This is a genomic window from Nostoc sp. UHCC 0252, assembly GCF_034931145.1.
Lineage (GTDB): Bacteria > Cyanobacteriota > Cyanobacteriia > Cyanobacteriales > Nostocaceae > Nostoc.
This window is the reverse complement of the sequence record NZ_JAYGHE010000063.1, coordinates 30,865-42,637: the sequence shown is the minus strand read 5'-3', so window position 1 is coordinate 42,637 and position 11,773 is coordinate 30,865. Positions and strand designations below refer to the sequence as shown.

Below are 11,773 nucleotides of genomic sequence, written 5' to 3'. Positions count from 1 at the left end.
TTAATTTTGCGTGGTTACTTAAAATAAACAGTTATTTTTAATTGTTTATTTTATCAAACCAAGACTAAATGCTTAAACTAGTACATTGTGGAGCAAGTCTACCTACCTATAGTAATTTCCTCAAGTACCTTATCTGCTTAATTGAGATAGGTAGTACATGGTTTTAAAGCCTGTTTTACTAGTACATCTCAGATTTTTTCTAAGCGGGCGGCGGGAATCGAACCCGCATTAATAGCTTGGAAGGCTATAGTTTTACCACTAAACTACGCCCGCAAATTTCCAACTCCATAAACATAACACAGTTGTTGGAAAAATTCAAGCATCTAGTTAGAATTAGCAGGTTGGATTTTGATCCGTACAAACAAATTGCTCAAATCTGGTTTTGTGCCATCGTTGTTGTGAGCGGCAAGAAAGTTTTCTGTTTTGAAAACATCATTGAGAATTCCCTCGTATGCGCTTTTTTCACTTTGTAGTGTTGCTGGTTCTATTTCTAGAATTACAGCCTGTTGAAAGTTGCCATTGCGATCGATTATCAAACTAACAAGCATCTGTGCTGGCTTAACTTCGGAATCGCCAGGCAAAAAACTTGATTCTAATTGTTTTGCGTTGCTTCCCGTGTATGAAGCGATAACGTCGGGTAGAGCATCTTGCCGAAAACCTTTTGTTTGTATAAAGTTAATCATCTCCTCTCTACGCAAAGGATCTATTATTGCTATCGACGCTCCCCCAGTCGGAGTTTGTGGAGTTTCCCCAGTTGGAGTTGGTGGAGTTCCCCCAGTTGGAGTTGGCGAAGTTTCCCCAGTCGGAGTTGGCGAAGTTCCCCCAGTTGGAGTTGGTGGAGTTTCTCCAGTTGGAGTTGGTGGATTTTCTCCAGTTGGAGTTGGTGGATTTTCTCCAGTTGGAGTTGGCGAAGTTTCTCCAGTTGGAGTTGGTGGAGTTTCTCCAGTCGAATTTGGTGGACTTGATGGAATACCTGTCGGTAGTGCCGTTCCCCTTCCCAGCTTGATTTCTTGACGGCGGTTCCAAGGTAGATTACCGACTGGAAACGTAGGTGTGGGTGTAGCTGTCGGTTTTGGTGTAGCTACCGCTTGTGGCGTAACTGTCGGTTTTGGTGTAGCTACCGCTTTCGGCGTAGGTACAGGAATTTTCTGTTGTCTATTAGGTTGAGAGGCGTAAATTTGACTCTTTTGCTGGAGATTATCAGCAGAATTTATTGCCCCAAAATCTTCATCTCTGGGCGTAGTTCGTGATGTTTGTGGTGGCGCTGGTACAGGCTTTTGAGTTGCAGATGCTGGCTTTGGCGAAACTTTCTTGGCTGTTAATTTTGTTTCAGGAGCAATGTCTATCAATTCGATAGGAACAGCAGATTGACTTTGCTGAGGAAACCACAAACTAAATGCATTAGATGAGCGCATCAGCCAGAACGCCAGCAAGTGCAGAGAGACTGAACCTATAATGACAGAAATCCATAAAGCTGGTGGATCGGTGTGTCGCCTCCAGACTTTGGTTGGAATCGGAGTTTTATCTGCAACTGATGGTGTCATATTATATAAACTGGATATGATTAGGCACTCTTACTCATTGCTAATGCTTTAAAATACCAGCCTAAATTTTAGCGATTAATCATTACTTCTGGTGTAACAGCAAAAGTCAAAACTGTTTCATCCACTCCTTTAAGTTCTAGCGGACTACCTTTAATAATTTCTTCTTCTTGCAAATAATCTGCTACGGCAGCAGAAACCAAGATAGTACCGGGAACAGCAGCAGCTTGCAACCTAGCAGCAATATTCACACTTGGGCCAATGGCGGTATAATCGGCACGTTCAGCGCTACCAAACATCCCCACAACAGCAGTACCTTGATGGATACCGCACCGAAACTGGACGCTAGTCAGTCTGTCGCCGTCAAATACACCTTGATCTTGCCAGCGCTGATTCAAGTCAGCCAGTGAGCGGTGCATTGCTCTTGCTGTATTAATAGCACGACGTACCTGTTCGTTGGGGGTTAGTTCTTCCGGCGCTCCATATAAAGCTAAAATAGCATCTCCCATAAATTTATCTACAGTGCCGCCATTACTAAAGACAACTTTGGTCATGGCTTCTAAATATTCATTTAGCAACTCTGCGACTCGCCGGGATCTAAGAGTATTTGATAGCTGTGTAAAACCTACGATATCACTAAACAAAACTGTAATTAAGCGTGGTTCTGGGCGTAAATCTAACGTTAAATCTCCGGTTGCAGCTTTTTGCACCAATACAGCCGGTAAAAAGCGCTTTAGCACTGATTCTGTTAGATAAGTATTTAACTCCACAATTCGCCGTTCATTTTCTTTCAATGCTAGAAGATTCCGAACTTCTGCCAAAAGTTCCCGATCGTTGAATGGTTTTGCTAAATAAGCATCCGCTCCATGTTCTGTACCTTCGATGCGGGTTTCCTCATCAGCTTTTGCTGTCAGCAGAATGATTGGTATTCCTTTCAGCTTCTCCTCTTTGCGGATTATCTTAATCATCTCAAGTCCGCTCACCAAGGGCATCATTAAGTCAGTCACAATCAAGCTGGGTATAATTTCCTTAGCTATACTGTGCCCCTCATAACCGTTACGAGCCGTCTGTACATGATAACCGTTACGCCGGAGAATCTCAGATAAGTAGGTTCGCAAATCCGGGTTGTCATCTACTACTAAAATTGAGTGCTGAGTCTTAAGTGCTGGGTCTTTAGTATCAATATTAACGGGGAAGTTTATTGTAATATCTTCAATATTGTCTGTTGTTGAGTCTACCAGTTCTAAATCAGCCAATTCTACACTAGCGCGGCTCGTGTTCACTTCGGCAGGCGTTTCTAGTACTTGCTGTGCGGGTAAATGAGCATTTCCGGTAACAAGCCATAAACTAAAGGTAGTGCCTTCGCCGTAAACTGATTCCACAGTGACTTGACCACCATGTAATTCTACCAATTCTTTAACTAAAGCTAAACCCAAACCACTGCCTTCATAGGAGCGGTTTGCTGAACCTTCAGCTTGGCGGAAGCGCTCAAATAGGTGAGGAATTTGTTCTTTAACAATGCCAATTCCTGTATCTTTTACTTCCAATATGCAGCGATCGCGCTCAGATTTTAGTCTGACACTGATTGTGCCACCTTCAGGAGTAAACTTCATGGCATTTGACAGGAGATTGTAAACCACCTTGTCAAATTTTTCCATGTCCAAGTACACCGGAGAACATTCATCTAACCTGGTGGCGAGATGTAGTCCTTTTTTCTCACAGTACGGGCGAAAAGATTCCACAATTTGGCTGACAAATTCGACTAAATCGCAAGGATGGAAACTAGGCTGCATTCTCTTCGCATCCAGGCGTTGTAAATCCAGGAGTTGATTTACCAGTCGTAGCAAGCGGCGAGAGTTACGCAGGGCGATCGCACTTTGGGAATAGGATAACCCTTCACCAGCCGCCACCGCCGACTCTAAAGGCCCTTGAATCAAGGTGATGGGTGTGCGAAACTCATGGGAGATATTTTGAAAAAATTCGGTTTTTTGTTTGTCTAATTCCAATAAGCGTTCAGCTTGTTGGCGAGTTTTCTGATACAAATGTGACTGCTGCACTGCGATCGCTGCTTGGGCTGCTACTGCTTTCGCCAAATCAATATCAGATTGCAACCATTGGCGTACTTTTTTACCTTCATGTAAAGTAATACTACCGATACATTTACCATCTGCCAATAATGGTACAAACATTAGCGATCGCGCTGGCATTTTTAACGGCAAATTAAAACCCTGCACATCTGAGGGAGAATGGCTGACATTCCCAATTACCACAGGTTCGTGCGTCTGTAGCATTTGTTGGAGGATGGGATTCTCCTGTATAGATGCTTGAGAATAGGGCAATCTTGGAGTTGTTAAGTGATGATTACTACTTGAATTATTGTCCAGGATTGGCGAACGTAAATTTTCCAAATGCTGCAAACTGTCATACAAGCCCACACACTCGACAAACTCATCTTCTTCTGTCCATAAAGACAGGACGCAGCCATCAACCTGTAAAGCTTGTCCTAGTTGTTGAGTAATAGCCGCAAAAATATCTTGCGGATCTAGACTAGAGCGAATCGCGCTAGTAATCGTATTGATTAAACTCTCCCGCTTGGCAAGGGCACGTACTTGTTCGTAAGCATAAGCTTGAGACAAAGCTAAGGCAGCCTGATCCGCTACCATCAACACAAGCTGCACTTCATCCTCTCCCCAAAAGCGGGGTACAGAACACTGGTGCAATGCCAACACTGCCATCAGTTCTTGCTGGCAGATCAATGGCACAACTAAACTAGAACAAATGTCAGCAGCGACAAAAGCTTCTCCACGTTGGCGCAGTTCGGGAGTATTACCGTGAATGCGTTCATCATCGGTTACATCGTGAATCACCTGGACTTCGCGGGTTTCCCACACCGTCTGAGCCAAAAGAGGTAGAGGATTAGGAGGAGAGACAGACACAGCAGAAGAATTATTTGCCTCCACCTCTGCTGGCGTGTGTTCACTTGTTTCTTCAGAAAGAGACTTCTGATAAATGAATCCTTTATCCGTCAATTGTTCATCTTGGAAGGGACGCAACAGACAGACATCCACTTCCAACATTTGACCCACTGTATCTACAATTGCCTGCAAAATTTGTCTATAGTCTAAAGCACTACGAATCGTATTAGTGACGGTATTCAGTAGCGACTCTTGTCGGAGTGTACGGGTGAGTTCGCGGGTACGGGCTTTGAGGACATTGTGAGTATCCAAAGCTTGGCGCACCACTGCTTTAAGTTCCTCAGCTTCCCACGGTTTTGTAACATACTTAAAAACTTTACCAGCGTTAATTGCTTCCACCAAGTCTTCGACATCGGTGTAGCCAGTTAAAATAATCCGGATAATATCTGGATATTGAGTTGCTGTCAGGCTCAAAAATTCTGTACCGCTCATCATCGGCATTCGCTGATCGGAGATGATCACCGCGATCTCTCCCTCTTGAGCCAGTAGATCGAGGGCCGCAGGGCCAGAGGTTGCCCTTAACACCTTATAGTCGCGGTAGAAGGTGCGGTAAAGCAAGTCAAGGTTGTCTGGTTCATCGTCGACAACCAAAATTTTAGGCTTACTGTTTGCTTGGGATTTCATGCACCGCTTTCCTGCTGCAACGGCAGTCGGATAAAGAATAATCTGATCAGGTAAGGATTTTTCTGAGTCAGGTAAGAGCAGAGCATTTCGACCAACAAGGCTCTTTGGCTACATGACTCCTGAGTGGAGGAGCGTTTACTCACAGTCATTCGTCTCAATGGCTTATGCCGATTACCATTTGCTTTGGTGCAGTGTAGTTGATTTCATAATCACTTTTAGGGTTATAGAGTCCATGTTTGCTAGCCAAATCTTCTTTCACCTCCTGTAAGCAATGTCTAATACTACATACAGCACTCATAGCTAGCTGAAAAATCCAGATGAAGCTGCATATTAAGTTTTCCCTTTGCAACAGTTGTACTAACACTTGCAGGTAAATTTTATTTATGGTAGTCATGGTAGAGTCAGTAAAATTAAAAAATAAGATTTAAAACCAAAGTATACTATTAGACAAATACCTCTTTCTAATTTAGCAATCATAACTATCATTAAGACAAGTGGTATGGATTAAGAAGTTAAGGGAGAGGAATCTGCAAGATTCCGGCCTAGTAGCTGTAGAGCCTGTTTTTATGACCTTGCTGTAGCGTCAACTGCATAAACAAGTTCAGTACTATAACCGAAGGTAGTTTGCAACCAGATGTCAGTAGTGTACTTACTTAACAATTTTGTCAGTAATGCTTACGAACAGGTTATGCTATCTATCTACCCATTCACCTAAACCTGTACAACTATTACAGATGTTTTTGTGGTAAACAGACTGATATCCTTCCCATATCAAACAAGGGATGCATCTGAACCTACTGAACTTAAGATTTTAGCTTTATGAAGCTGTCACTTATAAGACTCTTTCAAAAAGACAGGCTATAAAGCCCAAAATCAAGTGTAAAACTTTGTATGCTGTATTAAGAAAAAGCAAATTAGCAGTCTTAGGTCAGTTTAATCTCCTGGGCAGATATAAAGTTTCTATTCAGTTTAAATGGTGTTTGAGCATATTTGAGAAAATTTTCGTTGAATAAAATCAATACTAAACTAGCCTTGAAATATCGGTTTTTTCATCCATACCAGCAACAGCCAACCGATCCAGCTTGCTGCGAATTTCAAATTCGTACAGCTACACCTGCTGATTTGATCGGTGTTTCCCAAATTATTGCTGAAAGCTTTCACTCCCAAAAAGGGATGTGGGGATGGGCTTTTCCATTGTTACGCCTGGGGATTTATGAAGATTTAAGGCATCGGATGGCATCACCGCCACCGCGTCATGTTTGTTTAGTCGCCTTTGAAACTACTAGTGGTGCGGCTAATAACTTAGTAGGAAGTGTGGAAATGGGTGTACGTTACAGTGATTCGTGGAGTAAGGCTGGCGTAGGATTTCCTTACTTATCTAATTTAGCGGTTCACCCAAAATACCGTCGACATGGCGTAGCTTCAGGATTACTGACTAGCTGTGAAAAAGTTTCTCAAGAGTGGGGATTTCAAGACTTATATCTTCACGTTTTGGAAAATAACCATCAGGCAAGACAACTTTATTTCAAGGTAGGATATCGAGTACATAAAGTTGAATCGAATTTGAATACATTTTTTCTAGGGCGCTCAAGCCAGATGTTATTGCACAAGCACCTGAGTGCTGATTTCACTTGAATTTTTGTAAATTTTTGTATTGTAATTAGTTTGGAGAAAATCTATGATAAATATTAACAGTAAAAGGAAAACTAACCTAACTAAAAACTCAGCTATTGTTAACTCAATGATCAGCTAATCTAGCTTTAGATAGAATTTTAAATATATTTTTGAGTTTCCAATGGATGATTATAATACTAATTTTGATAAAAAATGAACTGAAAAGAGTTTACTAACTTATTAAATGTTACATTCTGTCTTTTTTAAATTTTTATTAAACGACAACGATTTTATAGTATTTTATTTGATATAGATAAATAAATGAATTACAATATGAATAGAGCGGTATAATTTCCTTATAAAATCAAAAATCCCTCATAATAACTTTGTAATTAAGATATTAATCTTTATAAAAACTTTAAGAAAACACTCTCTTTATTTGGGGACAAATCTGGTTATATCCCATAGAATATAATCACCTAATTACTAAGCAATGCGTATTTATAACAACCGTCTTAGTTAAATTGACCAACAGACTGTTGATAATAAAAAAATTCAAAGACCTAATTTGATATAACATTTAATTCCACTTTGAAGTGCATACTACTACCAAATTCGTTGAAAGTTTAAAAAACATGGATAGCGAACAGCATCGACGCTATCAAACCTCTATGGTATCAACTTATTACCCGGAAACTAGTTTCCCTGATTCTGTTGTCATGTCAGATGGAACTGAGCAGTCGCAAGGCTCGGATATCCTTACACGTTTACACAGTGGAAAAGTTTTCATCGTCAATAGCCGTAGACGGAATGGATTAATCCTCTTTAAACGCTACCATGCTGAGTTCGCTGGGCCTGGGGCTGCTGTGGGTGGGGATTACGATTGTGATTGTCAAAGGGCACTGCCTATAGGTAATCTGTCTTTATTAACTCCCGAATCTAATGAAGAACGCCAGAAGGCTTACTTGATTAGACGACAGTGGATTCGGTTAATTAAACAAATTACAGAAAACCCAGTACCCGGACAGCGAGTTCAGAAAATTCTCGATCAATTTGAACAATACTTTCCACCAGAAATAGTGGCTCTTTTGCCGGATGTTGCTTTTGCTCTTTTGGTAGGTGTGCTGCCACAAACAGTAGGAGTAGTACGACGTTTGGGCAGTGAGATGGACAGCCGATCTAATTATTGAGTGAATTGCTAAAAATCCAAATCTGCTAAAACCGCTTGGACTCTATTCACCGTGCGGGCGTTTTCCTCTATTGTCCCGACAGTAATTCGTAATCCTCCACTAATGTGTCGCACAAGAGTGCCGAGTTTTCTAAGTTTCTGGTGGAGAGTTTTTAGTACAGTATCTTGTGAATTCAAGCCATTTGGTTTAAGGCGTAGGTAAATAAAGTTAGCGGCGCTTGCGTTAATTTGTAGTTCTGGTTGCTGAGAGAAAATTTCGATGAGTTTGGCTCGTTCACTCAAGATTTGGGGAATTGAGTCTAGCAAGAGTGTGCGGTTTTGTAAAGCAACTAATGCTCCTGCTATGGAAAAGCTGGGGAGATTGTAAGGTAGGCGAACCTTTTCTAAAATGGCGATCGCTTCGGGATGAGCAATGCAATAACCAACCCGGAGAGATGCCAATCGGAAGGCTTTAGAAAAAGTGCGTAATATTAGCCAGTTTGGGCGCTGTGATAACTCACCTACTAAGGTTATTTGGCTAAATTCAAAATAAGCTTCATCAATTACTACCAAAATATGCTCTGGTAAGCTCCTTAACCACGCCAACTCTGCCGCAGTTAAGCTATTAGCAGTGGGCGAGTTAGGATGGACTACAAAAACTACGCGAATGGGAGGATTTTGAGTTTGTGCGATCGCAGACTGTGCGGCTTTTAAGTCAATTTCAAAATTTGTTTCATTTCTTCCCACCGTCACTACAGGAATTCCCAAAGTTTGGGCCAAAATTCCGTACATAGAGAAAGTGGGAGTGGCAACTAAAACTGAACCTTCTCCTCCTAGACAGGTGGCGATTAATAAAGAGCGAATTATTTCATCAGAACCATTTCCCACAGAAATATTGGCAGCAGTATTGGATAGCGGCAGGGCGGCTGATTCATTGACGTACTCTGCGATCGCATTCTTAAGCGTTTCATGCCCGCCATCAGGATAACGATTTGTTTCAATTACTTGCTGATACATCCACGCTAGCTTCTCTTTTAACCCAGGTGGTAAATCATAAGGGCTTTCATTTGTATCCAGCCGATCAAACTGTATGGGGACAGAATTGGCTGTATCACTGCTAGGGTGAGGTTTATACGCGGTAAATTGGGCTAAATCTGACCGGATGAAGGAAAGCATAATTTTAGTCATTAGTCATTGGTCATTTGTCATTTGTCATTTGTCGTTAGTAATTAAACAAAGGACAGATGACTAAGGACATTAGTTATGTAAGAGTTTAATATTTTACAACTTCAAGGTAAATGGCAAAAGAGGCGAATTGCTTGCCAAATTTCTTCCATAACATTACCCAAGGCGTGATCGCTGTCTAATTCGATGAAGTCCACCCAAGAACGAGAATATGCAAAATCACGACTGGCTTCGATGGGAATAACTTCATCCTTTTTTCCATGCAAAATTAGGGTGGGGATAGAACGTTGCAAAAGCTTTTCTTGGTATTGGGCAGCGTCTGTAACGAAATTGTAACTTAAAGGAATTGCTCGCTTTTCCCCATAGTGGTATACCATGATAGATTTTTCTTGCTGCCAACGCTGTACTTCTTGATCGCCTAGCTTGGGCAACCAATGAGATAAAAACCCAAAAGCTGGTGCTAGCAAAACTAAGCGTTGTACTTGTAAATATTCCTGTCCCAAGTGGGCACAGGTCAAACCACCTAAACTTGAGCCAATTAGGGTTACTGGTGTAAAATTATTGCTGAATTCTGCGGCAACTTGAGTGATTTGGCGAGTGATTGTCAACTGCGAAAAATCGCCAGCGTTGAGATCAGGAATTTTGAGCTTCGTTTGAATTTGAGCAAAGCGATCGCCTATATCCCGCGCTTTGGCAGAATTAGGACTGGAAGCGAAACCGTGAAGATATATATATTGCAAAGTTGTAGATGTTAGGAGAGACGCGATTAATCACGTCTGTACAAAAGATGGGAGTCAGGAGTTAAGAATTTTAAGTTTTAGGTTGTAAGTTTATTTCTTCAACTCATAACTTTTAACTTTTAACTCCTAACTCTTTCTTATTACCGCATTGTGACAAATTCTTCGGCTGAGGAAGGATGGATACCAACAGTGGCATCAAAGTCTTTTTTCGTTGCGCCCATCTTGACAGCGATCGCTACACCTTGGATAATTTCGGCGGCATTTTCACCTACCATGTGAGCGCCCAGTATTTTGTCAGTGTTGCTATCGACTACTAGCTTCATCATTGTCTTCTCTTGCTTACCAGTCAAACTATGGTACATGGCACGAAAGCGAGTGCGATAAATTGTTACCGCATCGCCGAGTTTTTCCCGTGCTTCGGCTTCTGTCAAGCCTACTGTCGCAGCTTCTGGGGTAGAAAATATCGCTGTGGGAACAGTTTCGTGACTAAATTCGCGGCGATTATTGCCGAATTCACTGTCTGCAAAAGCTCGCCCTTCACCAATGGCGACGGGAGTTAAATTGATTCGGTCTGTGACATCGCCAACGGCAAAGATATTCGGTTGATTAGTTTGACTATATTCATTGACTGCGATCGCATTTGTGGTGTTGTATCCTGGCCCTTCCATAGAAGTAGCTGCAACATCAACTCCAGCGTTTTCTAAACCTAGTCCATCTACATTAGGAGTTCGACCAGTCGCCACTAAAAATACGTCGGCAATTATTGGTTCTTGGTCTTCCCCTGATAAAGTCAGTTTAAACCCTTCTGGCACAGCTTCAACTGTTTTTACCACATTATTCTTAATCAGCCGAATTCCGTGGTTCGTCATCCCCTCTTCAATTTCTGTGCGGACATCTTCATCAAACCCATTCAAAATCTTGTCACCTCTGGTAATTTGTGTCACCTCAGAACCCAAACCACGCATGATACAGGCAAATTCTGTGCCAATATAACCAGCACCAAGAATGAAGATGTGTTTTGGTTGTTCTTTTAGATGAAAGATTTCGTTAGAGGTAATGCCATATTCCATCCCTGGTAAATCTGGTTTGACGGGACGACCGCCAACAGCAATTAAAATTTTGTCTGCTGTCACTTTGCGTCCATCAACTTCTACGGTGTGGGAATCTAGCAATGTGGCGCGACCGGAAAATAGTTTTACTCCGGCTTTTTCTAAGAAGTTTATGTGTAGTTGCGATAGTCGCCGAACTTCCTTATCTATAGATGTGATGAAATATTCCCAGTTCAACTCAGCATTACCAACTTTCCAGCCATAGCCTGAAGCTTCACTGAATAGTGCAGGAAAGTGAGAGGCATAGACCATGAGTTTTTTGGGAACGCAACCGCGAATCACACAAGTCCCACCAACTAAATCATATTCAGCGATCGCCACTTTTGCTCCGTAGCTAGCTGCCCGTTTGGAAGCTGCTAAACCTCCAGAACCCGCACCAATTACAAATAGGTCGTAATCAAAAGTCATAAATTTATGTTCTCTCTAGCAAAAAGTTAGTTCTTGGGAACTCACACAATTGAATGTCATTGGACTATATAAGGATATCCGGTGAACCCTATGTCAGTCCTGTCCTAGATTTAATCTAGCGTTAGCAGATGTTCTCTGGTCGTAGGGAATATCACTTTTTGCTTTAGTTGCTGTAGAGTCAGTTACTAAAATTGTTTGTCATAGTTCTTTCTCAGGTGTCAGTCATAAGTCTGTGCTACTGCATTGGAGCAGCTAAGTCGTACAGGACTTACACAAAATTATGATAAAAAGAATCGCGTTTGCAGAGAGTCTTGTACACCCATTAGCAGTTTTGTTTTATGTGCTTGGAGAGCCAGTTGAGGTATCAGGTGTTGTCTCTGTTGGGGTATCAGGTGTTGTCTCTGTCTCT

8 protein-coding genes and 1 tRNA gene are annotated in these 11,773 nt (G+C 41.7%); 2 read left to right on the top strand and 7 right to left on the bottom strand.

The annotated features are described in order from the left end of the window. Positions 1–202 precede the first annotated feature (202 nt). From VB732_RS26955 to VB732_RS26940, 4 genes are all read right to left on the bottom strand, one after another. Positions 203–273: transfer RNA gene (locus tag VB732_RS26955), tRNA-Gly, on the bottom strand. Between the two features lie 50 nt (positions 274–323). Beyond that, positions 324–1,544 (bottom strand): hypothetical protein, encoded by a 1,221-nt coding sequence (locus VB732_RS26950; protein WP_323233944.1) that lies wholly within the window; start codon positions 1,542–1,544, stop codon positions 324–326. Positions 1,545–1,612: 68 nt separating this feature from the next. Then, positions 1,613–5,140, bottom strand: a complete 3,528-nt coding sequence (locus tag VB732_RS26945) for a response regulator (RefSeq protein ID WP_323233943.1) — start codon at positions 5,138–5,140, stop codon at positions 1,613–1,615. A gap of 154 nt (positions 5,141–5,294) precedes the next feature. Next, positions 5,295–5,534 (bottom strand): hypothetical protein, encoded by a 240-nt coding sequence (locus VB732_RS26940; RefSeq protein WP_323233942.1) that lies wholly within the window; start codon positions 5,532–5,534, stop codon positions 5,295–5,297. A 611-nt stretch (positions 5,535–6,145) separates the two neighbouring features. Here VB732_RS26940 and VB732_RS26935 point away from each other — a divergent pair. Together VB732_RS26935 and VB732_RS26930 are read left to right on the top strand one after the other, a co-directional pair. Then, positions 6,146–6,775 carry a GNAT family N-acetyltransferase gene (locus tag VB732_RS26935; RefSeq protein WP_323233941.1) on the top strand — a complete coding sequence of 210 codons (630 nt, stop codon included), beginning with the start codon at positions 6,146–6,148 and terminating at the stop codon, positions 6,773–6,775. A 614-nt stretch (positions 6,776–7,389) separates the two neighbouring features. Continuing rightward, on the top strand, positions 7,390–7,944 hold the full coding sequence (locus tag VB732_RS26930) for a hypothetical protein (protein WP_323233940.1): 555 nt from the start codon (positions 7,390–7,392) through the stop codon (positions 7,942–7,944). A gap of 8 nt (positions 7,945–7,952) precedes the next feature. On the opposite strand, the gene VB732_RS26925 is transcribed toward VB732_RS26930, so the two are convergent. The 3 genes from VB732_RS26925 to gor all read right to left on the bottom strand — a co-directional run bounded on the left by VB732_RS26925 (position 7,953) and on the right by gor (position 11,364). Then, positions 7,953–9,098, bottom strand: a complete 1,146-nt coding sequence (locus VB732_RS26925) for a histidinol-phosphate transaminase (protein ID WP_323233945.1) — start codon at positions 9,096–9,098, stop codon at positions 7,953–7,955. 113 nt (positions 9,099–9,211) lie between these two features. After that, entirely contained in the window at positions 9,212–9,847 is a 636-nt protein-coding gene (locus tag VB732_RS26920) for a YqiA/YcfP family alpha/beta fold hydrolase (protein WP_323233939.1), read from the bottom strand. Between the two features lie 140 nt (positions 9,848–9,987). Further along, the gene (gor, locus tag VB732_RS26915) at positions 9,988–11,364 is read right to left on the bottom strand and encodes a glutathione-disulfide reductase (RefSeq protein ID WP_323233938.1); all 1,377 of its coding nucleotides are present in this window, start codon (positions 11,362–11,364) and stop codon (positions 9,988–9,990) included. Between the last annotated feature and the right edge of the window lie 409 nt (positions 11,365–11,773).